Source organism: Pseudoxanthomonas sp. SL93, assembly GCF_026625825.1.
Taxonomy (GTDB): Bacteria; Pseudomonadota; Gammaproteobacteria; order Xanthomonadales; family Xanthomonadaceae; genus Pseudoxanthomonas_A.
The window spans coordinates 994,189-1,016,979 of record NZ_CP113065.1; the positions used below are offsets into that span (position 1 = coordinate 994,189).

The following is a 22,791-nucleotide window of genomic DNA, read 5'->3' on the forward strand; positions in this document are numbered from 1 at the left end:
GGCATTCCCATGGCACGAGGCATAACCGAAACCGACGTCCACACTGCCGCCGACGAACTGGTCGCGGCCGGGGAACGCCCGACCGTCGAACGCATCCGCGCACACCTGGGCACCGGCTCACCCAACACGGTGACGCGGCACCTGGACACGTGGTGGCAGGGACTCGGCCGCCGTCTACACATGCAGCAGGTTCGCCTGGCGGTCCCTGACGCGCCGGAGGTGGTGACCGCTTTAGCAGGGGAGTGGTGGGAGCTGGCCCTGGCGGCGGCCCGCATCGAATGTGCCCAGGCCTTGGCGATTGAACGCAGCACCCTACTTCAGGACCAGGAGGCCCTCAACGAAGAGCGTGCCCGCTTGGACAATGAAACCAGTGCACTGCGCGCCGAACTGGATGCGGCAAGACACTCATTACAGGTCGCTCAGGTCCAAGCCACAGAGCAGCAACGCCTGATTGACCAGCTGCAGCGTCAGAGCGGGGAGCTGGCGCAGCAGCGGGACATGGCACTGGCCCACAGCAAAGAGCTTGAGGTTGCGCGTGAGGCGTTGCAGGCTCATCTGCAGCGAGCTGAAGATTCGGCCCGCGCAGAGCGTGAAAGCCTCACTCAACACCTTCGCGCGGCAGAGGAACGGGCCCATGCCGAGGTCGATCGTGCGCGCCAAGAAGCTAAAGAGCTTTCGTCCAAGCTCTCTACGCTAGTCAAAGAGCGGGCATCGGTTGAACGTCGACACCGCGATCAACTCGAAACGGCCCGCATGGCCACCGCCGACATTCAACAGGAATTGGCCGGCCAACGGGCAAGAGCCGATGCTTTGGAAGCTCAGATGGAGAGCCTTCGAAACCTGCCAATTGCGCTAGAGGCAGCCTTCCGGAAGCGGAGTTCCGCTGGGTCGAAGGCTCAGCGGACGAAGGCGAAAGTACGGGGTGGTTCCGGCACCCCATGAGCCAAGCCAGACGTGTATTACCGACATTGAGGCCGAAACGTTGGACCAGCGAACAGGAGCAGACCCCTTGGCCATGCTTCACTTGCCCTCAACTCATTGACTTCCTGGCTTGCTCATCTAGCCAGGCAGAGCGAAATGCGACAGCGTCCACGAGTGCATGATGCCGGCGAGCCGCCTCAATGGGGTTGACTTCGAAATAGCGCTCCAACCTTTGCATCAGCGTGCCTTCACGAGCAAGTCGAGTTCGATAGGGGGCGGCCGGCGGGCTTCGGTCGCACCCACTCCATACCCGATGGAGCATTGAAAAATCGAGCGGCGCGTCTGCGAAGATCTCGCAATCACCCAACGACTCCAAGAACACCCGCAGCGCGTGCGTCATTGCATGGTCTGTCATCGCGGCCTGCCCACGATCGAGGAGCGGGTAAACGTTTTCGCGCACGAAGCTGGACGGCACACCAGGTAGCGGGTCGCGCTCAGCGTAGAAGACGTGCTCGCCGTCTTCACTGACTAGGGCCAAGCTGACGAGTTCACGAAGCGCATCATTGGCCCATTCGCTGTCAAGAAACAGCCTGATCATGGCCCACACCGCTCGACCAGAGCGGCCTCCAGTCTTGTAAGCATTCCGGTATCTCCCAAGTCTCGCTCGCAATGCACGAGCTGCAACCGCATAGCGGCCGGCCAACCCGGGTCATCGTCGTCAAGGGCTAGCCAGCGGCTTCCTTGATGGGAACGGATGTTCTGCAGATACCAGGAGATCTCCTCCCAGCGCGACCTGGTCTTCGTAGTGGGCGGCAGATGATTATGCACGGCATCTATGACTCGAGTAGCGACAGGCGCGGGCAGCAACCCCCTTAGTTCGTCCAAAGTGTGGTCCTTTCCCCAAGTGGAAGAGACCACGATCTCGAGGTGACCCAGATAGGGCGAGAGAGTTGTAGCCAGAGCAGATGCATGCAGGAAGAACGGGCCTGGGTAAGGTGTCGGACCCAGGGTCATCTCAAGCTGCCAGTCATTGAAGGGCGCAGGAGCCCACAACGGATGCAGAACCCCGTCGAAGTCCAGGAACAGGAGCGTAGTCATGGCTTCTGTGGTCTCAGGCCCATCCTGTGTGCGGTCAAAGCCCAGGGCGGCGGCGTGACCCTACCTGTGACGACCAGCCACGCCATTCGCAGTGCCTCCGCATCAACTAGCGCGTGGTGGCGCCGAGCCGCGGCAAGAGGATGGCCCGCAAAATAGTCTTCCACCAACATGCCCGTGGCGCCTTCCTTCAGCATTCGCGTCATGACGGGATTGGGAACCGGCCCACATGCCGCTGCCTGATCGTCTGAAAGGTCGAACCCAGCGATCACGTACTGTAAGAGGGTCAAGTCGTTAGGATAGTCGGCCACTACCATCGGCTCAGGGATGGCGCCCAAGAAGGCGCGCAGGCCGGTCGTCATTGCCTGATCGGTCATACGCCATCTGCCACGTTCGAGCAGGGGATAGACAACCGATCGCACGAAGTCGGTGGCCACCTCAGGCAAAGGGTCGCGCTCAGCGTAGAACTTGTGAATGCCGCCATCGGTGACGAGCGCTAAGCTCACTAGCTCGGAACCAGTCGGATCCGCCCATTCAGTGTCCAGGAACAGATAGGTCATCAGGCCGCCTTGAGCAACCTCAAATTTAGGGTTGTTGCCCCTGGCCGGACTCGAACCGGCATAAGCCGCTTATCTGGCGCTGACGGGTTATAAAACCGCTGCTCTAACCATTGAGCTACAGGGACTGATCGGTCGACCGATCAGCCAGGTATTCGAAGCGCGCGGCAGAGGATGTTCATTGATACGAATCTAGCAAGTCTGGACGACAAATCAATAGCTCTGCGGACCATCGCTCCCAAATTTGGGGGCATTACGAGTAACAGCACATGATGTTAGTTAGACCACATGCCCCCGAATTTGGGAGCGCTTGAACCGTCTGACACGCAGATGCATGATCGAACCGTGAAGTCATTGTGAGCTGAGGCGGAGGACAAATCTATGAGTTCGGACGTACCTGGGAAAGCTCAGGGCCTGCCAGACGACGAGTACGACGCTTGGTTCAGAGCCAAGGTGCAGCGTGCGCTGCAGGACACGCGGCCTTCAATTCCGCATGAGGAAGCCATGGCTCAGGTCAAGGCAACAATTCAGGCTATTGCCGATCGCCGGAATCGTTGACGAGGCGGTCACCGGATCGATGAATCAGATGCAGAGCTGCAGGAATTTGTCGTCCCACAGAGCAGCGTTGCTGGAAATTGAAGTCCAGATTTCAGCGCTGCTGGAACTTATGGGCAGGGATTTCTGGAAATTAGGGCTTCGGCTGCTGGAACTTGTTGATTGTCAGCATCAATCCCCAAAGCTGGAGGCCTGAGGCGCCAGTTGCCTTGAGAAATCTAGGTTTGCGAGATCAAGAATGAGGTGGTTGGTTGGCTGCTTGATCGGAATTGGGGCAGCTTGTTGGCGCCCGATCGATTTCGGGGCGTTTGTCGGCAGGCTTCGCGGCGGGTGTTGGATGTGGCCGGGGTGATTTCACGGCGGCAGACAGCAGGATCATCCACGAGTGCGCTGCCCACCTGCAGATCGCTGAAGTCGTGACTATCCAGAGATCGCACGGAACTTGTGACAAAGGCGTAGCGGAGCCAGATTTGTCACAGCTTTAGTGAGCCCGGTTTCAGGAACAGGCGCACCAGTCAGCACCACCAGCCCCAGTCCCCCATCCTGTATTTCGCATAATGTCTATTATGTCAATAACCAGATGGGGCCAGCACGCCCAAGTTGGTGTAGCCCGGCTTGATTCCAATCAATGCGGTTCCGGGTCGATGCTCCTAGCCTGACGCCATGGCCACACACGTCAACCCACCGCTGTTCGACCCGGACCTGCTGCGGCGCTATGACCGTCCCGGGCCGCGGTACACCTCGTATCCCACAGCGCCACAGTTCGACGTCGCGTTCGGACAGGATCAGTTGCGCCGGCACCTGGTGGCCAGTAACCGCGGCGACCCGGCGCGCCCGTTGTCCCTCTACGTCCACATCCCGTTCTGCAGCAGTCCTTGTTTCTACTGCGGCTGCAACCGCGTCATCACCCGGGACAAGACCCACGGCGAACGCTACATGGATTACCTGTACCGCGAGTTCGCCCGCATGGCGCCGCTGATGGACAGCCGGCGTCCGGTCGTGCAGCTGCATTTCGGCGGTGGCACGCCGAACTTCCTTTCAGCCGCACAGATCGTGGATTGCGTGGCCGACCTGCGCAGCCAGTTCACCTTCGCAGCGCCCGACGTCCTGGAGTGCTCGATTGAACTGGATCCACGTTTCGTGGAGCCCGGCGACATCACCGTCCTGGCCCAGGCCGGGTTCAATCGTGCCAGCCTGGGCGTGCAGGACTTCGATCCGGCCGTGCAGGAAGCCGTCAACCGCGTGCAGGGCGTGGAGGAAACGCTGGCCATCATCGACGCCTGCCGGCGCGACGGCATCGGGTCGGTGAACGTGGACCTGATCTATGGCCTGCCCAGGCAGACCCGCGAAGGCTTCGGGCGCACCCTCGACATCACGCTGCAGGCACGGCCCGATCGCATCGCCGTCTACAGCTATGCGCACCTGCCCGCACTGTTCAAGCCGCAGCAGCGCATCCGGCCCCAGGACCTGCCCAGTCCCGAGGACAAGCTGATCCTGCTGCAAAGCGCGATGGAGAAACTGGTGGCGGCAGGCTACGCGTACATCGGCATGGACCATTTCGCGCTGCCCGACGACGAACTTGCACGCGCGCAGGCACGTGGCGACCTGCACCGCAACTTCATGGGCTATACCACGCAGGCAGACACCGATCTGTTGGGCTTCGGCGTCAGCGCCATCAGCCATGTCGCCGACAGCTTCAGCCAGAATCCACGCGATATTCCAAGTTGGGAAAGCGCCATCGATGACGGTCGGCTGCCGGTGTGGCGTGGCATGTCGCTGGATGCGGACGATGTGGTACGTGCCGACGTGATCCAGGAACTGATGTGCCACGGCCGGCTGGATTACCAGCGCATCGGCCGGCGGCACGGCATCGCCTTCACCGACTATTTCGCCGACGCGCTCGCGCGATTGCCGGCGCTGGCCGAAGACGGCCTGCTCGAATTCACCGCCGCCGGTTTCCGCGCGACCGCGCGCGGCCAGCTGCTGTTGCGCGTGATCGCCATGTGCTTCGACCGCTACCTGCCCACCCTGCCCGCCACCGATGCGTCGCGCTTTTCGCGCACGGTCTGACATTTCCCTACGGAGTCTCCTGATGGATCCCCTGCCCCGCCTCCTTGCCGCCCTCGCGCTGCTGGCTGCCACCTCCGCGGCGCACGCCTCCGGCAACTGCATCATCGCGTTGAAGGCCAGCGACCAGATGAAATACGACATCTCCGCCGTGACGGTATCCGCCTCGTGCCCGACGATCAGGATAGAGCTGGTGCATACCGGCAGGCTTCCCGTCACCGCCATGGGACATAACGTGGTGATCAGCCACAACCGCGACGTCACCGCCGTGAGCAGCGCCGCGCTCAAGGCAGGCGCCGCCGCCCACTATCTGCCGCAGGGCGATGCCCGCGTGGTGGCAGCCACCACGATGATCGGGGGCGGCCAGAAGACAAGCGCCAGCTTTCCTGGCAGCAAGCTCAAGGCGGGCGATGACTACACCTTCTTCTGCAGTTTTCCCGGCCACTCGGCCTTGATGAAGGGAAGGCTGATCGTGGTGAAGTAGGCGCGTCTCAGCGGCAAGCTTCCTGCACCCGCTCGTCCCAGCGGCGCAGCTCCAGGAAGGTACGCTTCAGGCCCCGGTGTGCGAGGGCGCGGTCGCGCTGCGCCTTGGTCCGGGCGCAGGCGTCGGCGTCACGGTGCAGGGAAATGACGGCGCCCTGCGGCCCCTGTCGCCTGCCTGGCGGCGTGCGCGATGGGCGGCGCGGCGCTGGCGTGGCCGTTGGCCGGGCGCTCGCGGCGGGTGCCGCAGCGATCGTAGGCGACGCCTCCATCTCGCGCCGCCACGCTTGCGTGGTGCCCGTCGTGCAGGGCGTCGCCTGGTAGATCGATCTACCCTGCGCATCGTGGCATTTGTAGACCGTCTGCGCCGTGCCCGTCGGGCAACCCATGGCCAGTGCCAGCAGCAGGCAACGCCTGATCGTCTTCATCCGCACCTCCCTGTGGTGCCGAGAGCGTGGCCTTTGGGGTGCGGCCTGGCCATCGGTGTTCCACCCGCACGAGGGTCGGGGTTTGACGCTTCCCAGGGATGCCCAGCCGTCTTCACTGCATCCAAACATTCGGACGCCACGTATTGCCGGTCATCGTCGTTGCCACGGTCTCCGCATGCGTCCCCATCGCTCCCTGTTGTTGCTGCTGACCTGGCTGCCGGCGTTGCACAGCCCGGCGGCCGCGGCCCTGGAGCACTACGAGGGCCAGGCCTATCGGTTGAAGGGCGGACAGCTGCTCTACCGCGAGTCGCACTGGTTGCAGGCCGATGGCGAGCGACTGGTGCTCTATCGCTGCCCCACCGGCGAGCCCTTTGCCCGCAAGGTCGTCAGCGATGGCACCCCTGCCCCCGACTTCGAGCTTGTCGATGCACGCGACGGCTACCGCGAAGGGGTCCGCACGCGGAGTGGGCAACGGGAGGTCTACACGCAGGCCAACGGAAAGGCCGGCGAACAGCGCAAGCCATTGCCTTCGCGCAGCCAGCAGATCATCGATGCCGGTTTCGATGCCTATATCCGCCAGCAGTGGAACACGCTGACCCCTGCCGACACGCGACAGGTTGCCTTCGTGCTCCCCAGCCGGCTGGATACGTTGGCGTTCAAGCTGCAGCCACGCGACTCACGCGACCCGGCCGCGCGCAGTTTCCGCCTGTCATTGGATGCGTGGTATGGCGCGGCGATCCCCGGCATCACCGTGACGTATGCGCAGGCCGGTCGCCGCCTGCTGCGCTTCGAGGGCATCGGCAACATCCGCGACGACCAGGGAGACTATCCCAGCGTGCGCATCGAGTTCCCGCCGGCGCAACGACGCTCCGCCACCCCGGGTGAGATCGACGCTGCCCGCCGGCAGCCGCTGGTGAACCGGTGCCAGCGCCGGTGATCCGCGCTGCCCGCCATTACCGCTTCACCGTGCCGTCACGGGACAGCGGGCATCAACCTACCCCTTCCTACGACAAGGACGAGTGCCTGCCATGGTCAACGCCTATCTGTATCTCAATGCCATCCTCTACCTGCTGCTGGCGGGCTGGTGCACGTTCGCGCCGGCCAAGACCGCGGCGGCGGTCGGTTTCCTGCAACTCTCGCGCTCCGGGCAGTCGGAGTACCTGGTCATCTACGGTGGCCTGCAGCTGGGCATGGCATTCCTGTTCGCCTGGTTCGCCTACACCCAGCAACCGCGCAACGGACTGGTGGTCGCGCTGGCGTTCTACCTGCCCATCGTGGTCTATCGCTGCGCCACGCTGGTCAAGTGGTGGCCGGTGGAGCCCACGACACTCGCGCTTGCGGTGGTGGAATGGGTCTTCCTGCTGGCCGGGGCCGCGCTGTTGTGGCGCCTGCGCACGCCATGACACCGTGGCAGTCACACCGGGTCGTGTAGGATGCAGCCCGCCCCATCCCGTCCGCGCCAGCGCAGGTCAAGCCCGCATGTTGGATACATCCGAACGTCCTCTGTCAGCTGCTGACGAGTCCGGTCAACTGCTGCTCGCCACCGCGCGCGGCGACACTGCGGCCTTCGAGCAGCTTTACCGCGCCACTTCGTCCCGGCTGTTCGGCGTGTGCCTGCGCGTGGTGCCGCAGCGGAGCGAGGCGGAAGACGTGTTGCAGGAAGTGTTTGCGAACGTCTGGCGCAAGGCGGGTCAGTTCGATCCTGCCCGCGCCAGCGGCAACACCTGGCTGGCGATGATGGCGCGCAACAAGGCGATCGATCATCTGCGCGCCAGCAGGAACGCGCGCCAGTCGGTGCCGATCGACCTGACCGATGAACTGGCGGACGAATCCCCCAACGCGCAAGCCGTCGCCGAAGCCGCGCTGGAAGGCCATCGCCTGGAGGATTGCCTGCAGGAACTGGAGGCGCCGCGTCGCGCCCTGCTGCGCACGGCCTTCTTCGAAGGCGTGACCTACGAAGAACTGGCGACGCGCAGCCAGACCCCACTGGGCACGGTGAAAAGCTGGATCCGCCGCAGCCTGGCCAAACTCAAGGCGTGCCTGGAAGCATGAACACGCCCACGCTGCCGTTTGAACAGGACCCGCCCGCCGATGCCGTGCTGGCCGGCGAATACGTGCTGGGCGTGCTGGATGCCGCCGAGCGTCGCCAGGTGGAGCAGCGCATCGCGCAGGAGCCCGCCTTCGCGCAGGACGTCGCGCAATGGGAAGCCAGGCTGATGCCGTTGGTGGAGCAGATCGCGCCGGTGGCGGTCCCCGACTACGTCTGGGCTCGCATCGTCGATGCACTCGGCATCAAGCCCGCGCCGCGCAGCACGCGGGCAACGGAAAATCGTGGTGCCGGCTTCTGGGAGAGCCTGGGTTTCTGGCGTTGGCTCAGCGTGGGCGGCTTCGCTACCGCCGCGGTCTGTGGATTGGCCCTGTTGAATGCGGTGCGCACGCCGGACGTTCCCGTGCCGCCGCCGGTCGTCGTACAGCCGGTCCCTACCCCACCGGTCACCACGCCGCCTGCGGCCCCCACCGAGATGGCGTCCACGTTGACGCAGGACGATGGCAAGCCCGGTTACGTGGCCACGCTGGACGCGGCCACGCGGCGCATCACCGTCACTCCGCTGCAACCCGGCGTGGACGACGGCAAGGTGCCCGAGCTGTGGCTGATCCCGCAGGATGGCAAGGCGCGTTCGCTGGGCGTGTTCGACGAGAAGCACACGCACTCGTCGAAGATCCCGGAAGAATTCGTGGAACTGCTGGGCACCGAAGCCATCCTGGCGATGACGTTGGAACCGCCGGGAGGCGCACCGGGTGGCGTGGCCACCGGTCCGGTCGTCGCGAAGGGCGGCATCCAGTTGCTGGCAATGAGTCCGCCCTGACCCATACCGCCTGACTCGCACGTCGCGGGTGGGGCATGCGGCGACGGCGACGGATCGTTGCCGCCTGCATCCGGATGCAGGCTTGCTGCGTATGAGCCTGTGAATTTCCATGGAGCTCCATCGCCGTGCCGAGCCCTTCGCTCGACCCTTCAGGACCGCAGCCACGCGTCGGCGCGTGGCGTACCGTGCTGCGCTGGTTCGACACCGCCGCGGAAGCGCCGCTTGACGAAGCACGCGCGGACCGCATCGACTGGCTGCGGGCATTGCCCTTCATCGCATTGCACCTGGCCTGCCTGGCGGTGTTCCAGGTGGGTTGGTCCTGGTTCGCGATCGGCGTTGCAGTCGCCCTGTACGCGGTGCGCATGTTCGCGCTGACCGGCTTCTACCATCGCTACTTCTCGCACAAGGCCTTCCGCACCTCGCGGGTGGTGCAGTTCGTGTTCGCCGCCATCGGCGCGACCTGCGTGCAGCGCGGTCCGTTGTGGTGGGCCGCGCATCATCGCGAACACCACCGCCATACCGACACGCCGCAGGATCCGCACTCGCCGCGGCACAAGGGATTCTGGTGGAGCCACATGGGCTGGTTCCTGACCCCGCGAGGCTTCCGCACGCAGTGGGATTCCATTCCCGACCTGAAGCGCTTCCCCGAGCTGCGCTTCCTGGACCGCTTCGACATCCTGCTGCCGGTCCTGCTGGCGGTCGGCCTGTACCAGCTGGGTGCGTGGCTGGAAACGGCCTATCCGTCCCTGGGGACCGACGGGCCACAACTGCTGGTGTGGGGGTTCTTCGTGTCGACGGTGGTGCTGTTCCATGCGACGGTGACGATCAACTCGCTTGCGCACCGTTTCGGCAGCCGCCGTTTCGATACGGCCGACGACAGTCGCAACAACGGCTGGCTGGCGCTGATCACTTTCGGCGAAGGCTGGCACAACAACCATCATCATTTCCCCGGCTCGGCGCGGCAGGGGTTCCGCTGGTGGGAATACGACATGACCTGGTACATCCTGAAGGTCATGTCCTGGTGCGGCCTGGTGCGTGACCTCAAGCCGGTGCCCGCCGGACTGGCGCGTCCGCGACGGAGCCGCGCATGAGCCGCATCGCCGTGGTGGGCAGCGGCATCGCCGGCATGGGTGCGGCGTGGCTGCTCTCGCGCCAGCATGAGGTGGTGCTGTTCGAAAGCCAGGATTACATCGGCGGGCATACGCATACGCATGCGATCACCCTGGGCGACACCACCCATGCCGTCGACAGCGGCTTCATCGTGTTCAACCCGCAGAACTACCCCCTGCTGACGCGCCTGTTCGAACAGCTGCGGGTGGCCTCGCAGCCGACCACGATGAGTTTCTCGGTCAGCGACGACCGCAACGGGCTGGAATACAACGCAGGGACGCTGTCCGGCCTCTTCTGCCAGCCGGCCAATCTGGTCAGTCCGGCGTTCTGGCGGATGCTGCGCGACCTGAGGCGTTTCTACAGGGAGGCGCCGGCGGTGCTGGATGAACCCTCCCCAGGCCCGACGCTGGGGAACTACCTGGCGCACCATGGCTATTCCGCGATCTTCCGCGATGACCACATCGTGCCGATGGCCTCGGCCCTGTGGTCGTCGCCTTCGCGCACCATCCTCGACTTCCCCATGCAGCATCTGGTGCGCTTCATGGCGAACCATCACATGCTGCAGGTCAGCGACCGGCCCGAGTGGCGCGTGGTGCGCGGCGGCTCGCAGCGCTATGTCGATGCGCTGCGGCGGCAATGGCAGGTGCAGGAACGCCTGCTTTCGCCGGTCTCCGCGATCCGCCGCCATGCGCAGGGCGTCACCCTGACCACGCCCACCGGCGATGAAGACTTCGATGAAGTCGTGCTGGCCTGCCATGCCGATGATGCGCTGGCGCTGCTGGTCAACCCCACCGAGCGCGAGCGCGACATCCTGGGCGGGATCACCTACCAGGACAACGAAGCGCTCCTGCACACCGACGCACGTGCCCTGCCCCGCAACCGGCGCGCCTGGGCGGCATGGAATGCGCATGTGCCCGACCGCACCGAGGCCGCGTGCAGCGTCAGCTACTGGATGAATGCCCTGCAGTCGCTGCAGGCGCCTGAGCAGTTCATCGTCAGCCTGAACCGCACGGCGGACATCGATCCGCGCCGCGTGCTGCGCCGGATGCACTATCGCCATCCCCACCAGACGCCCGCCAGCGTCGCCGCGCAGGCGCGTCGCCATGAGATCCAGGGTGTGGCGCATACCTGGTATGCAGGCGCGGGCTGGGGATTCGGTTTCCACGAAGACGGCCTGCGCAGTGCGGTGGACGTGGCACGTGGCCTGGGCGTGGAGTGGCGATGAGCGCGCTCCCGCGGATCCTGCCGGTGGCACTCGATGCGGGCGATGCGTTCGCCGATCACTCCCCTGCGCCGGCGGCGATCCGGCAGAGCGCGCTGTACGTGGGCTGGGTGCGGCACCGCCGTCATTCGCCGGTGCCGCATGCATTCCGGCAGAAGCTCTTCATGCTGCACGTGGACCTGTCCGAACTGGACACGGTATTCCAGCGGCGCTGGTTCTGGTCGGTGGGCCGCCGCAACCTGGCGGAGTTCCGCCGCAGCGATTTCCTGGGCGACCCCGCCGTTCCCCTCGACCGCGCCGTGCGCGATTGCGTGCAGCAGCACACGGGCCAGCGCCCCACGGGTCCGATCCGCCTGCTGACGCACCTGCGCTATTTTGGCCACAGCTTCAATCCGGTGTCCTTCTATTACTGCTACGCCGCCGACGGCAGGCAGCTGCAGGCCATCGTCGCCGAGATCACCAATACGCCCTGGAAGCAGCGTCACTGCTACGTGCTGCCCGTGTCGGCTGCCATTCGGCAGGGCGGCGCCCTGCACTGGACGTTCGACAAGGCCTTCCACGTGTCGCCGTTCATGGCGATGGCGCACGAGTACCACTGGCGTTTCACGGCGCCCGCCGATGCACTGCGCGTGCACATGCGCGTGCTGGAGCCGGATACTGGCGCGGGCACCGAGGCTGCCTGCGCATTCGATGCCACGCTGGTGTTGCATCGCAGGCCCTGCGATGGCCGGCAACTCGCACACGCCCTGTTCCGTTTCCCGCTGATGACGCTGCAGGTGGTGATCGGCATCCACTGGCAGGCACTCCGCCTGTGGCTGCGAGGCAACCCCGTGCACGACCACCCCGACAAGAGAACCCCGTCTCCATGAGCCATCACGACGCCGTTTCCGTCGCCTCCCCCGCCACGTCCGCACCTGTCGGCATGATCGATCGCCTCCTGCGCCGTCGCCTGCTGGAGACACTGATGGAAGTCCGTGGCCGCATCACCCTGGAGGAGGCGGGCGCCGTCACCGTGCTCGGCACGCCGGACGAGGTGGACGGCGTTCCGCTGACCGTGCACCTGCGCATCCACGACCCCGCGTTTTACCGCCAGGTGGCCCTCAATGGCAGCGTCGGCGCAGGCGAAGCCTACATGGACGGTCTCTGGGACTGTGATGACCTTGTGATGCTGGTACGCCTGCTGGTGCGCAATCGCGATCGCCTGGATGCGATGGAAACCGGCACGGCACGCCTCGGCGGGTGGCTGATGAAAGGGCTGCACGCGCTGTCGCGCAACACGCGTCGCGGCAGCCGTCGCAATATCGCCGCGCACTACGACCTGGGCAACCCGCTGTTCGCACTGTTCCTCGACGCGAACCTGATGTATTCGTCGGCGATCTTCCGCGACGCCGGCGAATCCCTGGAAACCGCCTCGGAACGCAAGCTGGAACGCATCTGCCGGAAGATGGGACTGGGCCCGCAGCATCACGTGGTCGAGATCGGCACCGGCTGGGGCGGTTTCGCGCTGCACGCCGCCGGCCGCCATGGCTGCCGTGTCACCACGACCACCCTGTCGCGCGAGCAGCATGACCTGGCACTCCAGCGCATCGCCGAGGCCGGCCTTGCGGATCGCGTCGACGTGGTGATGAAGGACTACCGCGACCTGCAAGGCCGGTACGACCGGCTGGTGTCCATCGAGATGATCGAGGCCATCGGCCACCAGTACCTGGACACCTACTTCGGCAAGGTCGCGTCGCTGTTGAAGGACGACGGCATGGCGCTGATCCAGGCCATCACCATCGAAGACCACCGCTATGCGCAGGCACTGAAATCCGTCGATTTCATCAAGCGCCACATCTTCCCCGGCAGCTTCATCCCGTCGGTCGGCGCCATGACCGGCGCCATCGCGCGTGCCAGCGACCTTCGCCTGTTCAACCTGGAGGACATCGGCCCCAGCTACGCGCTGACGTTGCGGGCATGGCGACAGCGCTTCATGGCGCGCCTGCCGGAGGTGCGCGCCCTGGGCTATGACGAGCGCTTCATCCGCATGTGGGAGTTCTACCTGGCCTACTGCGAAGGCGGCTTCATCGAGCGCTCCATCGGCGACGTGCATCTCTGGCTGACCCGGCCGGGCGCACGACCTGACCAGTTCGTTCCCGAATGGCAGGGCGCATGATCGACAGGCTGGCCAACTTCGTCCTGTTCCAGCTGCACTGGTTCGTCGCCGTGATCGGCACGGCGAACGGTCATGCCTGGCTCGGTCCGGCGTGGCTCCTGCTGTTCGCGGCGTGGCAACTGCATCCCCGCCATCGCGCGCGCGGAGACGCGCTGTTGATGGCAATCGCCATGGCCGTGGGTACCGCCCTGGATTCGACGATGGCGGCGACGGGCCTGCTGGCATACGCGGCACCCGGTCCGTCCACGTCGTTGGCGCCGCTGTGGATCATTTCGCTGTGGGGCGGCGTCGGCCTGGCCTTGAACCATTGCCTGGCATGGCTGACCTGGCGCCCCCGCCTCGCCGTACTGCTGGCGATGCTGTTGGGCCCGCTCTCTTACCATGTGGCCGGGCGAGGCTGGAGCGTGGTGGCTTTCGCTGATCCGTTTGCTTCTACCTTTGCCCTGCTTGGCCTGTCGTGGGGCGTGGCCTTTGCGCTGCTGTGCCTGGCCGCGCGTCACCTGCGCCAGCGCACGACGGCCTCCCCCCTGGTACGAGAGGAACCCGCGAAATGATCCTGTGGCCACTCTGGACCGTTGCCGCGGCCGCCACCGTGATGATGCTGGCGGGTTGGTACTGGCAATGGCGGCATCGCAACGCGGGCATCGTCGACGTGCTGTGGTCGGTCGGCATGGCGGCAAGCGCGGTGTTCTACGCCTTCGTGCTGCCAGGCGCTTCGTTGCCGCGGCTGCTGGTGGCGGTGCTGGGAGGGCTCTGGGGGCTTCGTCTGGCATGGCATGTGGGCCATCGCGTCTTCACCGAAGAGGAAGACGGGCGCTACCGGTTCCTGCGCGAGCACTGGCAGGGCAGCCAGGCGCGCTTCCTGCTGTTTTTCCTTGCGCAGGCGGGCTTCGTGCTGATCTTTTCGTTTCCGTTCTGGATCGCGGCGCACAACCCGGTTCCGCACTGGACGCCGTGGACGGCGCTCGCCCTCGCGATCTGGCTGGTTTCGGTCGGCGGCGAGAGCGTGGCGGATCGCCAGTTGGCGAGGTTCCGCAACGATCCCGCCAACCGTGGCAAGACCTGCCGCACCGGTCTGTGGCGCTACTCCCGCCATCCCAACTATTTTTTCGAGTGGCTGCACTGGTTCGCCTATGTCTTCCTCGCCGTCGGCATGGGTCCGACATGGGTGGCGGCGGCACTGAGCGGGCCGGTGGTGATGCTGCTGTTCCTGTATCGCTTCACCGGCATTCCCTACACCGAAGCCCAGGCGTTGCGCTCACGCGGCGCCGACTATGCCGACTACCAGCGCACCACCAGCGCTTTCCTTCCGCTTCCGCCCCGCCGCGGGCAATGACCCGCCTGGAGCCCCGCATGAGCACGCCCGTTTCGTCCCTTCCCACCGCCGAAGCTCCCGCACGCGAACCGCTTGCCACCGTGCTCGCGGAGCGTGGCTTCATTCCCGATGCCTTGGTGCGCCAGGGCATCCGCCACCTCTGCACGCGGCGCCTGCGCGAGGAGCGCCAGGGCGGTGCCGATGCCATCGGCGAACGGCAGCGCCGCCGCATCGACGCTCTGCGCACCAGCGCCATCGCCATCGAAACCGATGCGGCGAACCGGCAGCACTACGAGCTGCCCCCCGCCTTCTTCCAGCACTGCCTGGGCAAACACCTGAAGTACAGCAGCTGCTACTGGGACGCCACCACACCCGACCTGGACGCCGCCGAAGCGCGCATGCTGGAGCTGTACGGCGAACGCGCCGAACTGATGGACGGCCAGCGCATCCTCGAGCTGGGCTGCGGTTGGGGTTCGCTGACGCTGTGGATGGCGGCGCGCTTCCCCGCCTCGCGCATCACCGCGGTGTCCAACTCCCGCCCCCAGCGCGAGTTCATCGAGGCCCGCTGCCGCGAACGCGGATTGTCGAACGTGCAGGTCATCACCACCGATGTCAACGCACTTGCCCTGGACGACGCCGCGTACGACCGCGTGGTGTCGATCGAGATGTTCGAGCACATGCGCAACTACGAGCAGCTGCTGGGCCGCATCGGCCAATGGCTGGCGCCCGGCGGCAAGCTGTTCGTGCACATCTTCTGCCATCGCGATCTGCTCTACCCCTTCGAGGTGCAGGGCGAGGACGACTGGATGGGTCGCTACTTCTTCACCGGCGGACTGATGCCGGCGGCGGACACGCTGCTGCACTTCCAGCAGGCCGTGACGCTTGAACAGCGCTGGCTGCTGTCCGGCCAGCACTACGAGAAGACCGCGAACGCCTGGCTGCAGAATCAGGACCGGCATCGTGATGCGGTGCTCGCCATCCTGGAGGAGGCCTACGGCAAGGCACAGGCACGCCTGTGGCACCAGCGCTGGCGCATGTTCTGGATGGCGTGCGCGGAGCTGTTCGGCCATGACGAAGGCCGCGAGTGGCAGGTGGCGCACTACCGGTTCCGCCGCGACTGACGCGGCGCCGTGGCATGCGCATGCCGGTCAGAAGTTGATCGGCACGCGTGCGGTCAGCGTCAGGTCCGGCGTGTCGCGGGTGACGCCCACGCCCAAGGCCACGTTCAATGACGCGCGATCGTTGAAGCGGTACGTGCCGCCCAGCAACAGCGTGCCCAGCGTGATGCGCACCGCGCCGGCCACTTCCTGGCCGTTCTGCTTGGTCTTGCCGATGATGCTCTGGTCGTAGCCGATGCTGATGGCGGCCTTCTCGTTCAAGGCCAGGCCCATGCCCAGGTTGAAGCCCAGGATGTCGCCGGCCTTCACGTCACCGAGGAATTCGTCTTCGCCGAGCAGCACCTTGCGCGAGACATCGTTGCGCTCGAAGTTGTAGAGGTAGCTGAAGCTGCCGAAGAACACCACGGGGTCGGACGGATACAGCCAGGTGATGCCCGGCTGCACGGCGTGGAAACCGCTGCCCGTCGGCAGTTCCAGCGGCAGGCCGGTGCCGGTGGTGTTGGAAACGCAGCGCGTGACGCAGTCGGTGGTCACCTCGAACAGGTCACGGCCGGTGCGGCTCTTGTAGCGCAGCCAGCCGATGTAGAACGGCTTGTCCGGACCACCCTGGTTGATCTGGTAGCGCGCGGTGAATTCCACGTCGCCCAGTCCGTTGCCATCCGCATCGAAGACATTGTCCTGCGCCGACCCGGTGAAGATTTCCCGGCTCACCGTATCGCTGTGGATATAGACGTAAGGCACCTTGGCTTCCACTTCCATGCGCCGGTTGATGCCGTAGCGGCCGGTCAGCGTGGCGATGGCGGTGGTGGTCTTGACCTGCCGCACGTCGATCAGGCCGATGAGGATGGCGGGAATCACCGTGTAGCCGACCAGCGCGACGCGGTCGTTGCCCGAATAACCATATTGGAGCGAGGGCTCCAGCACGAACTTTCCGGATGGCGTCAGCACGCCCGGCTGGTCGAAGATCTGCGCCACTTCCGGTGGGCGCGTGTCGGATTCTGGCGCCTGGCCTACCGGTTGTGGCGCCTGTGCGCTTTCCTGCGCCGCGGCCTGTGCCACCTGTGCCACGTCGTACTGCACCGGCGTGGCCGGTGCGCCGGCCTCCGCGGGCCGCGGTGGCGGCGGGGTCGTCGCGATGGCCTCGCCGACAGGCTGGATCTCGCGGAAGGTCGGCGCCTGGTTCAGGGACGGCACCAGCACCGGAGCAGGTGCGCCACGTGCGCGTGCGCTGGCCAGTATTTCGTCGTTGAGCGCGTTCTGCATGCGGAACAGCTCGCGTTCCTGTGCCTGCAGCGACTCGCGCATGGCCTCGAGACGCTGCGTCTGCGCGTTGATCTGCTGCTGCAAGGCGTCCAGGCGCGCGTCGGGCGAGCCCGCGTAGGCCGCCTGTGCGCCCTCCGGTGAAGGAACTTCCTGCGCGATCGCCTGCCCGCTCTGCAGCACGCCGAAACCCACGGCCAGTGCCAGCGGTGCCACGTCCCTCAACGACGTCCCTTTCATGGTGTTCCCCTTCTCAGGTTCTGTCTCCTGGCCCGTTCCGCGCGATGCCGGCGCGGGCCGCGGTTCACGGGCCGCCTGGCGCGCGGATCAATGCATCGGTCAGCGCACCATTCGCGTTGAGGTCCTGGAACGTACCCAGGGTGTCCACGCCCACGTTCACGCGCGTGGCGGTATTGATGTCCTGGTTGTCCAGCGTGTTCTGGATGACCACGCCACCGGCGATGCCAGCGGGATCGAAGCGGTTGCCCTCGCCCACCTGCACGACCACGCCGCGGTTGAACTCGGCCAGTGACTGCGCCTGCTGGTCGGTGATGCTGCGCACGTCGGGGATCTGCACCGCGATGCGCGCGGTCAGTTCTCCGTTGACGTACACCACGCGCTCGATGCCGAACGACAGCATCATCCCGGAAGGCAGCTGGAAGCCGCCCCGCATCTGCGCCAGCCGGGCCGGGTCGACCGGTTGCCACTCCGCCCCCAACCCGCCACGAGGCGCGCTGTCCGACCCGCTGCCCTGCCCCTGCGCACCGGCGGGCAACAGCATCGCCGCCGCGATGATGGCCAGCGTCCGCATCTTCTTCGCATGCGTGTCCATGTCAGATGTCTCCCGGTCCGCGCCTGGGCACGGTGATGTTGCGCAGGCCATCGCGCTGGATTCCCATGTCGAGCGGCGCCGGAGGAGCGGTCTGCCAGTCGCTGGCCTGGTTAAAGCGGGCCAGTTCGCGGCGGTTGTGCACCACGAACAGCACGCGGTTGTCCCACAGGGCCTCGAACCGCGAACGCGGCATGGCGCGCGTGCCACGCGCGGGATCGCCCAGCAGCACGCGACCGTTCTTCAGGCCCTTGACGACGACGAAATGGCGATAGCCGCGATCATTCAGCAGCACGATCGCCGGCACGTTCTCTTCCTGCAGTTTCTCCAGCGGCAGTTCGAAGCCGTCCGCCTCGAATCCCTTCGACTTCAGGTAACGCCGCATGTCGAGCAGCGAGAAGCCTTCCTTGCGGATCTTCACCTGGTCGCCGTTGTTGTACATCTGCACGAACACATCGACCTCGTTCACCGGATGGCCGTACTGGTGCGTCAGCAGGGTGGCCGTCGCCGCCGAGCCGCAGCTGAAGTCGTACTGCTGCGGGATGGTCATCTTGAAGCGCGCTTCCTTCAGGCTGGTCACGCGCACGCTGTAGGCGCCGCCGTTGGGCAGGCGCAACTCCGTGGTGCTGGCGGACGCGCCGCCCAGCACGGCCAGCGCGCAGGCAAGCGCGCCACCCCTCAGGCGCAGTCGCTTCACGGCATCGGATCCACGAAGTCGACCGTGACGATCATGGCGTTCTGGATCAGCACGTTGGTGCCGGTGTTCTGGATCACCGTGTTGATGCCGTTGGAATTCCCGAACGCGCCATCGGAGATGGCATTTGAGCCGCTGATGATGCGGTTGGCGGTATTGCCTTCCACCGATCCATCCACGTCGATCAGGTTTTCCGTCGTTCCGTCACCGCCGCGCAGATCGGCCAGGCGCCCGGCATCGACGGTGCGTCCAAGCTCGCTGACGGGCTTGAATGGCACTTTCAATTCGACCAGGGGCAATGCTTCCGTTGCCGATGTCGCGTCCACGGCCACGTCATTCCCGGCCTGCGTGGCCAATGCAAAGAAAAATATTCCCGATGCCGCCAGACGCAGCATGGTCACTCGATGCGGTTGCATGGTCAGTCTCCCTTGCCATGCGTTCCTGTGCGTTCACGCCGACCTTCGCCCGCATGCGGGCGACACTCCGGCAATCACGCGCAATGCCCCGGGCCGTCACCGGCCCAGGGCATCTTCGGAGCGCTTACGGACCTACGGTCAGGTTGGCTTGCACGGTGATGCCCTGCTGGATCAGCGATGCCATGCCGCTGTTCTGGGCCGCCACCATGATGCCTGCCGCCGACTGGCCGACGCTGGTCATGTTGTTGGACATGTTGAACGTGCCGGCGTTGTTGGCCACGGATCCGCCCGAGCCGCCTGCGCCGCCCGTGGCACCATTGCCCACGCCGCCAGTGCCGACGCCGCCGTTGCCGGTACCGCCATTGCCGTCACCGCCGACGCCGCCCTCGGCGCCCACGGCACCGGTCGCACCGTCACCCGCGGTGGCATCGCCGTTGGAGGCCGAGGAGGACGCGCCGCCGTTGGTGGCATCGCCATTGCTGGCATCACCGCCATCGCCGCCGTCTCCCGCCGTCGCGGTCAACGTGCCGCCTGCGCCGCCCGTGCCCGAACCGGCTGCACCCGTACCGGTGCCATCGCCGCCCGTGCCGGAGCCATCACCGCCGGTACCCGAGCCTGCGCCACCGGTGCCGGTGACATCGCCCGACGTACCCGCACCCGCCGTCGCGGTGCTGGAGCCACCGGTCGACGTCGCGTCACCCGACGTGCCTGCACCACCGGTCGCCGTGCCGTCGCCGCTGCTGCCGTTGCCGGCGCCGCGTTCGCGCGAATCGCCACTGCCTGCACCGGCGTCGCCACCGGAAGCACCTGCGATGGAGCCGGTATCGCCACTGCCTGCGCCGGCATCACCGCCGGAGGCACCGCTGCCACCCAGCGTACTGCCGCCCAGGCCGCCCGCGTCGCCGCCCCAGCCGCCGGCATCGCCACCGGAGCCGCGGCCGTCGCCGCCGTAGCCCTTGCCGTCGCCGCCGTTGCCACCGCGGGTGTCATCGACGTTGCCGCCGCGACCACCGTTGCCGGCCACGGCATCGCCGATCGAAGCGCTGCCATTGGAAGAATCGCCAGCCGATGCGCTGCCGTTGTTGGCATCGCCACCGCTGCCGCCGTTGCCGCCGTTGCCGCCGTCGCCGCCGTTGCCGCCAGCGCCGTCGCCACCGTTGCCCGTGCCGCCATAGCCCTTGCCGCCATAGCCCGCTCCACCCTTGCCACCGTCACCGCCATTGGCATCGCCCCAGTTCTTGGCGACATTGCCAATGTCGTGCACGGTCACGCCCGAAACGCTGCCGATCAGCTTGGTTTCGGCCACGGCCTTGCTGTGGTTGAAGGAGTTGGAGAACGTGGAGGTCGCGGTGCTGCCGTTGTTGGCGGCAGTGGAGCCGTAACCTTCTGCCTTGGCGCTGCCGCGATTGTTGCGGTTGTCGCCGTCATGCGAGCTGTTGTCGCTGTGGTCGGAGTTGTCCGAGTTGTTGCTGCTGTCGCTGTTGTCCGAATTGTCGGAGTTGTTGCTGTTGTCGGTATTGGTGCTGTTGTTGCTGGCGTCAACGGCCAGGTTGACCAGAATGTCGTCGCCGGTTCCGTTTTCCGTATTGGTTTGTTGTGCGAATGCCTGTCCCGTCAGACCGAGTCCCAGCAGCACCGCGGATGCAATGAGAGTCTTGCGTGTGCACATCGTTGATTCTCCTTTTCGCCGCTCTGGGGCCCAGGGGAAGACCCTAAAAAGCGACGCGGGTCACATTCACACAGCAATCGTTAGCCACCCCGGGATGTGACGTTAAGAAGTCGTTAGCAGCATGACCGCTTGTCCGCAGGTCAAAGCGGACTGTCATGAAAGGACATCGAGAGACAGGCAACCGCCGTTGCCGGGCTGCGGTGCGTGTCGGTCAGCCGGGATGCACCGGCATGGACGACGCCAGCCGTGCGCCCGCCCAGACCAGCAGCAGCCCCAGCACCAGGCTGGCGAGCAGATAGGCGATCAGCAGGCCGCCGCGATCCGATCGCGCGAACAGCAGGCACTCCACCATCAGCGCGGAGAACGTGGTCAACGCCCCCAGTACGCCCACCACCAGGAAGGCGCGCCAGTAGATGGTCGAACTGCCGCGGGTTTCCAGCCAGACCACCAGGTAGCCGGCGGCGAAGGCGCCGATCATGTTCACCGCGAACGTTCCCCACGGGAACCCATGCCCCAGCTGCCGCAGCAGCACGCCACCCAGCCAGAAGCGGCCGGCCGCGCCCAGCGCGCCGCCCACCATCACCAGCAGCAGCTGCCACCACCACGGGCCGGCCGGCATCGCTCAGCCCTCTCCGTTCCGGCGATCGCCGGCCGAGGCACGCGCCTGGCGCCGTGCCTCGCGCAGCCGGTCGAGTTTCTCCTTCAGCTTGATCTCCAGGCCCCGCTCCACGGGCGCGTAGTAGACCTGTTCGCCCATAGCATCGGGAAACGCCGTCTGATCCAGCGCGATGCCGCCTTCCGCATCGTGGTCGTACTGGTAGCCGGTGCCGTAGCCCAGCTCCTTCATCAGCTTGGTGGGTGCGTTGCGCAGGTGCAGCGGCACGTCCTGCGTGCCGTACTCGCGCACGTCGCGCTTGGCCGCGTTGAACGCCATGTAGCCCGCGTTGGACTTGGCCGTGCTGGCCAGATAGATGACCAGCTGCGCCAGCGCCAAGTCGCCTTCGGGGCTGCCGAGCCGCTCGTACGTGTCCCAGGCATCGATGGCCATCTGCAGGGCACGTGGATCGGCCAGGCCGATGTCTTCCACCGCCATGCGCGTCATGCGCCGGGCCAGGTAGGCCGGGTCGCAGCCGCCGTCCAGCATGCGCGCCAGCCAGTACACGGCACCATCGGGGTTGGAACTGCGGACGGACTTGTGCAGCGCCGATATCTGGTCGTAGAACTGTTCGCCGCCCTTGTCGAAGCGGCGCGTACGGTCGGCCAGCACCTGCACCAGTGTCTGAGGCGTGATGCGGTTGCCCTCGTCGGCCGCCAGTTCGGCCGCGATCTCCAGCAACGTCAACGCACGGCGTACGTCGCCATCGGCGGCGCTGGCGATTTCGCGCAACGCGTCATCGTCCACCTGCAAAGGCTGGTCGCCGAAACCGCGCTCGCGGTCGTCCAGTGCCTGCCGCAGCGCCTGGCGGATGTCGTCGACCGACACCGCTTCCATTACGTGCACGCGGCAACGCGACAGCAATGCCGAGTTCAGTTCGAAGGAAGGATTTTCGGTGGTGGCACCGACGAAGATGATGGTGCCGCGTTCGATGTGCGGCAGGAAGGCATCCTGCTGTGCCTTGTTGAAGCGGTGCACCTCATCGACGAACAGCACCGTGCGGCGTCCGCCGGCGAAGCGCTGTGCCGCCTCGCCCAGCACCTGCCTTACCTCCGGCAAGCCCGACAGCACGGCGGAGATCGCCTTGAACTCGGCATCCGCATAACGCGCCAGCAGCAGCGACAGCGTCGTCTTGCCGCAGCCCGGCGGGCCCCAGAGGATCATCGAATGCACGTGCCCCGATTCAACTGCACGGCGCAGCGCACTGCCCGGCGCCAGCAGGCGGCGCTGGCCGACCATCTCATCCAGCGTGCGTGGCCGCATGCGTTCGGCCAACGGGCGCAGGGCCTCGTTGTCGACGCTCAGCAGGTCGGTCTGCGGTTCAAGCGGGGTGCGTGTCCTGGCCACGCTTCATTGTAGCGAAGCGTGGCCGCCGGTT

The 22,791-nt window shown here is 65.9% G+C and carries 26 protein-coding genes and 1 tRNA gene; 16 read left to right on the top strand and 11 right to left on the bottom strand.

What is annotated here, in order from left to right; genetic code table 11:
* Nucleotides 1-9: 9 nt before the first annotated feature.
* The gene (locus OVA13_RS04565) at nt 10-942 is read left to right on the top strand and encodes a DNA-binding protein (protein ID WP_267792622.1); all 933 of its coding nucleotides are present in this window, start codon (nt 10-12) and stop codon (nt 940-942) included.
* Between the two features lie 88 nt (nt 943-1,030).
* Here the strand turns inward: OVA13_RS04565 and OVA13_RS04570 are convergent, their stop codons facing one another.
* From OVA13_RS04570 to OVA13_RS04580, 3 genes are all read right to left on the bottom strand, one after another.
* Nucleotides 1,031-1,519 carry a 3'-5' exonuclease family protein gene (locus tag OVA13_RS04570; protein ID WP_267792623.1) on the bottom strand — a complete coding sequence of 163 codons (489 nt, stop codon included), beginning with the start codon at nt 1,517-1,519 and terminating at the stop codon, nt 1,031-1,033.
* Between the two features lie 496 nt (nt 1,520-2,015).
* Complete coding sequence (locus OVA13_RS04575) at nt 2,016-2,576, bottom strand: 3'-5' exonuclease family protein (RefSeq protein WP_267792624.1); 561 nt, start codon at nt 2,574-2,576, stop codon at nt 2,016-2,018.
* 35 nt (nt 2,577-2,611) lie between these two features.
* Nucleotides 2,612-2,701 (bottom strand) — tRNA-Ile (locus OVA13_RS04580).
* 253 nt (nt 2,702-2,954) lie between these two features.
* On the opposite strand from OVA13_RS04580, the gene OVA13_RS18000 reads away from it, so the two are divergent.
* The 4 genes from OVA13_RS18000 (at nt 2,955) to azu (ending at nt 5,679) form a co-directional block, all read left to right on the top strand.
* Complete coding sequence (locus OVA13_RS18000) at nt 2,955-3,131, top strand: type II toxin-antitoxin system RelB family antitoxin (RefSeq protein WP_324288272.1); 177 nt, start codon at nt 2,955-2,957, stop codon at nt 3,129-3,131.
* Nucleotides 3,109-3,324, top strand: a complete 216-nt coding sequence (locus OVA13_RS04585) for a hypothetical protein (protein WP_267792625.1) — start codon at nt 3,109-3,111, stop codon at nt 3,322-3,324. The genes OVA13_RS18000 and OVA13_RS04585 overlap by 23 nt, the downstream gene beginning before the upstream one ends.
* A 467-nt stretch (nt 3,325-3,791) precedes the next feature.
* Complete coding sequence (gene hemN / locus OVA13_RS04590; protein ID WP_267792626.1) at nt 3,792-5,198, top strand: oxygen-independent coproporphyrinogen III oxidase; 1,407 nt, start codon at nt 3,792-3,794, stop codon at nt 5,196-5,198.
* A gap of 22 nt (nt 5,199-5,220) precedes the next feature.
* On the top strand, nt 5,221-5,679 hold the full coding sequence (azu, locus tag OVA13_RS04595; protein ID WP_267792627.1) for an azurin: 459 nt from the start codon (nt 5,221-5,223) through the stop codon (nt 5,677-5,679).
* Between the two features lie 7 nt (nt 5,680-5,686).
* Here azu and OVA13_RS04600 read toward each other — a convergent pair whose 3' ends face one another.
* Complete coding sequence (locus OVA13_RS04600; RefSeq protein ID WP_267792628.1) at nt 5,687-6,103, bottom strand: DUF4124 domain-containing protein; 417 nt, start codon at nt 6,101-6,103, stop codon at nt 5,687-5,689.
* 175 nt (nt 6,104-6,278) lie between these two features.
* Here OVA13_RS04600 and OVA13_RS04605 point away from each other — a divergent pair, with 175 nt between their 5' ends.
* From OVA13_RS04605 to OVA13_RS04655, 11 genes are all read left to right on the top strand, one after another.
* A complete protein-coding gene (locus tag OVA13_RS04605) occupies nt 6,279-7,040 on the top strand; it encodes a hypothetical protein (RefSeq protein ID WP_267792629.1) in 762 nt (253 codons plus the stop codon).
* Nucleotides 7,041-7,131: 91 nt separating this feature from the next.
* Nucleotides 7,132-7,506, top strand: a complete 375-nt coding sequence (locus tag OVA13_RS04610; protein WP_267792630.1) for a DUF4345 domain-containing protein — start codon at nt 7,132-7,134, stop codon at nt 7,504-7,506.
* A gap of 76 nt (nt 7,507-7,582) precedes the next feature.
* The gene (locus tag OVA13_RS04615; RefSeq protein WP_267792631.1) at nt 7,583-8,155 is read left to right on the top strand and encodes a sigma-70 family RNA polymerase sigma factor; all 573 of its coding nucleotides are present in this window, start codon (nt 7,583-7,585) and stop codon (nt 8,153-8,155) included.
* Nucleotides 8,152-8,970, top strand: coding sequence for an anti-sigma factor (locus OVA13_RS04620; RefSeq protein ID WP_267792632.1), 819 nt, complete (start codon nt 8,152-8,154; stop codon nt 8,968-8,970). The genes OVA13_RS04615 and OVA13_RS04620 overlap by 4 nt, the downstream gene beginning before the upstream one ends.
* A gap of 125 nt (nt 8,971-9,095) precedes the next feature.
* Nucleotides 9,096-10,061, top strand: coding sequence for an acyl-CoA desaturase (locus tag OVA13_RS04625; RefSeq protein WP_267792633.1), 966 nt, complete (start codon nt 9,096-9,098; stop codon nt 10,059-10,061).
* Nucleotides 10,058-11,305, top strand: coding sequence for an NAD(P)/FAD-dependent oxidoreductase (locus OVA13_RS04630; protein WP_267792634.1), 1,248 nt, complete (start codon nt 10,058-10,060; stop codon nt 11,303-11,305). Before OVA13_RS04625 ends, OVA13_RS04630 begins: the two co-directional genes overlap by 4 nt.
* Nucleotides 11,302-12,171, top strand: a complete 870-nt coding sequence (locus OVA13_RS04635) for a DUF1365 domain-containing protein (protein WP_267792635.1) — start codon at nt 11,302-11,304, stop codon at nt 12,169-12,171. The genes OVA13_RS04630 and OVA13_RS04635 overlap by 4 nt, the downstream gene beginning before the upstream one ends.
* 53 nt (nt 12,172-12,224) lie before the next feature.
* A complete protein-coding gene (locus OVA13_RS04640; RefSeq protein ID WP_267793626.1) occupies nt 12,225-13,457 on the top strand; it encodes an SAM-dependent methyltransferase in 1,233 nt (410 codons plus the stop codon).
* Nucleotides 13,454-14,011, top strand: coding sequence for a DUF2878 domain-containing protein (locus OVA13_RS04645; protein ID WP_267792636.1), 558 nt, complete (start codon nt 13,454-13,456; stop codon nt 14,009-14,011). The genes OVA13_RS04640 and OVA13_RS04645 overlap by 4 nt, the downstream gene beginning before the upstream one ends.
* Nucleotides 14,008-14,793, top strand: coding sequence for a DUF1295 domain-containing protein (locus OVA13_RS04650; protein WP_267792637.1), 786 nt, complete (start codon nt 14,008-14,010; stop codon nt 14,791-14,793). Before OVA13_RS04645 ends, OVA13_RS04650 begins: the two co-directional genes overlap by 4 nt.
* Nucleotides 14,794-14,810: 17 nt before the next feature.
* Nucleotides 14,811-15,893: an SAM-dependent methyltransferase gene (locus OVA13_RS04655; RefSeq protein ID WP_267792638.1), complete on the top strand. Its 1,083-nt coding sequence runs from the start codon at nt 14,811-14,813 to the stop codon at nt 15,891-15,893.
* Nucleotides 15,894-15,920: 27 nt separating this feature from the next.
* Here OVA13_RS04655 and OVA13_RS04660 read toward each other — a convergent pair whose 3' ends face one another.
* The 7 genes from OVA13_RS04660 to OVA13_RS04690 form a co-directional block, all read right to left on the bottom strand.
* Nucleotides 15,921-17,390, bottom strand: coding sequence for a transporter (locus OVA13_RS04660; RefSeq protein ID WP_267792639.1), 1,470 nt, complete (start codon nt 17,388-17,390; stop codon nt 15,921-15,923).
* A gap of 64 nt (nt 17,391-17,454) precedes the next feature.
* A complete protein-coding gene (locus OVA13_RS04665) occupies nt 17,455-17,982 on the bottom strand; it encodes a hypothetical protein (RefSeq protein ID WP_267792640.1) in 528 nt (175 codons plus the stop codon).
* A 1-nt stretch (nt 17,983) separates the two neighbouring features.
* Entirely contained in the window at nt 17,984-18,676 is a 693-nt protein-coding gene (locus tag OVA13_RS04670; protein ID WP_267792641.1) for a C39 family peptidase, read from the bottom strand.
* Nucleotides 18,673-19,089, bottom strand: coding sequence for a hypothetical protein (locus tag OVA13_RS04675; RefSeq protein ID WP_267792642.1), 417 nt, complete (start codon nt 19,087-19,089; stop codon nt 18,673-18,675). The genes OVA13_RS04670 and OVA13_RS04675 overlap by 4 nt, the downstream gene beginning before the upstream one ends.
* Nucleotides 19,090-19,213: 124 nt before the next feature.
* Nucleotides 19,214-20,758, bottom strand: coding sequence for a hypothetical protein (locus tag OVA13_RS04680; protein WP_267792643.1), 1,545 nt, complete (start codon nt 20,756-20,758; stop codon nt 19,214-19,216).
* A gap of 211 nt (nt 20,759-20,969) precedes the next feature.
* A complete protein-coding gene (gene crcB / locus OVA13_RS04685) occupies nt 20,970-21,377 on the bottom strand; it encodes a fluoride efflux transporter CrcB (RefSeq protein WP_267792644.1) in 408 nt (135 codons plus the stop codon).
* A gap of 3 nt (nt 21,378-21,380) precedes the next feature.
* Nucleotides 21,381-22,760, bottom strand: coding sequence for a replication-associated recombination protein A (locus OVA13_RS04690; RefSeq protein ID WP_324288274.1), 1,380 nt, complete (start codon nt 22,758-22,760; stop codon nt 21,381-21,383).
* Nucleotides 22,761-22,791: the final 31 nt, after the last annotated feature.

What these genes read in the sequence shown, in the direction of transcription:
- OVA13_RS04565 (WP_267792622.1), top strand. Translation starts at nt 10, where the DNA reads ATGGCACGAGGCATAACCGAAACCGACGTCCACACTGCCGCCGACGAA.
- OVA13_RS04570 (WP_267792623.1), bottom strand. Translation starts at nt 1,519, where the DNA reads ATGATCAGGCTGTTTCTTGACAGCGAATGGGCCAATGATGCGCTTCGT.
- OVA13_RS04575 (WP_267792624.1), bottom strand. Translation starts at nt 2,576, where the DNA reads ATGACCTATCTGTTCCTGGACACTGAATGGGCGGATCCGACTGGTTCC.
- OVA13_RS18000 (WP_324288272.1), top strand. Translation starts at nt 2,955, where the DNA reads ATGAGTTCGGACGTACCTGGGAAAGCTCAGGGCCTGCCAGACGACGAG.
- hemN (WP_267792626.1), top strand. Translation starts at nt 3,792, where the DNA reads ATGGCCACACACGTCAACCCACCGCTGTTCGACCCGGACCTGCTGCGG.
- azu (WP_267792627.1), top strand. Translation starts at nt 5,221, where the DNA reads ATGGATCCCCTGCCCCGCCTCCTTGCCGCCCTCGCGCTGCTGGCTGCC.
- OVA13_RS04600 (WP_267792628.1), bottom strand. Translation starts at nt 6,103, where the DNA reads ATGAAGACGATCAGGCGTTGCCTGCTGCTGGCACTGGCCATGGGTTGC.
- OVA13_RS04605 (WP_267792629.1), top strand. Translation starts at nt 6,279, where the DNA reads ATGCGTCCCCATCGCTCCCTGTTGTTGCTGCTGACCTGGCTGCCGGCG.
- OVA13_RS04610 (WP_267792630.1), top strand. Translation starts at nt 7,132, where the DNA reads ATGGTCAACGCCTATCTGTATCTCAATGCCATCCTCTACCTGCTGCTG.
- OVA13_RS04615 (WP_267792631.1), top strand. Translation starts at nt 7,583, where the DNA reads ATGTTGGATACATCCGAACGTCCTCTGTCAGCTGCTGACGAGTCCGGT.
- OVA13_RS04620 (WP_267792632.1), top strand. Translation starts at nt 8,152, where the DNA reads ATGAACACGCCCACGCTGCCGTTTGAACAGGACCCGCCCGCCGATGCC.
- OVA13_RS04630 (WP_267792634.1), top strand. Translation starts at nt 10,058, where the DNA reads ATGAGCCGCATCGCCGTGGTGGGCAGCGGCATCGCCGGCATGGGTGCG.
- OVA13_RS04635 (WP_267792635.1), top strand. Translation starts at nt 11,302, where the DNA reads ATGAGCGCGCTCCCGCGGATCCTGCCGGTGGCACTCGATGCGGGCGAT.
- OVA13_RS04640 (WP_267793626.1), top strand. Translation starts at nt 12,225, where the DNA reads ATGATCGATCGCCTCCTGCGCCGTCGCCTGCTGGAGACACTGATGGAA.
- OVA13_RS04645 (WP_267792636.1), top strand. Translation starts at nt 13,454, where the DNA reads ATGATCGACAGGCTGGCCAACTTCGTCCTGTTCCAGCTGCACTGGTTC.
- OVA13_RS04650 (WP_267792637.1), top strand. Translation starts at nt 14,008, where the DNA reads ATGATCCTGTGGCCACTCTGGACCGTTGCCGCGGCCGCCACCGTGATG.
- OVA13_RS04655 (WP_267792638.1), top strand. Translation starts at nt 14,811, where the DNA reads ATGAGCACGCCCGTTTCGTCCCTTCCCACCGCCGAAGCTCCCGCACGC.
- OVA13_RS04660 (WP_267792639.1), bottom strand. Translation starts at nt 17,390, where the DNA reads ATGAAAGGGACGTCGTTGAGGGACGTGGCACCGCTGGCACTGGCCGTG.
- OVA13_RS04665 (WP_267792640.1), bottom strand. Translation starts at nt 17,982, where the DNA reads ATGGACACGCATGCGAAGAAGATGCGGACGCTGGCCATCATCGCGGCG.
- OVA13_RS04675 (WP_267792642.1), bottom strand. Translation starts at nt 19,089, where the DNA reads ATGCAACCGCATCGAGTGACCATGCTGCGTCTGGCGGCATCGGGAATA.
- OVA13_RS04680 (WP_267792643.1), bottom strand. Translation starts at nt 20,758, where the DNA reads ATGTGCACACGCAAGACTCTCATTGCATCCGCGGTGCTGCTGGGACTC.
- crcB (WP_267792644.1), bottom strand. Translation starts at nt 21,377, where the DNA reads ATGCCGGCCGGCCCGTGGTGGTGGCAGCTGCTGCTGGTGATGGTGGGC.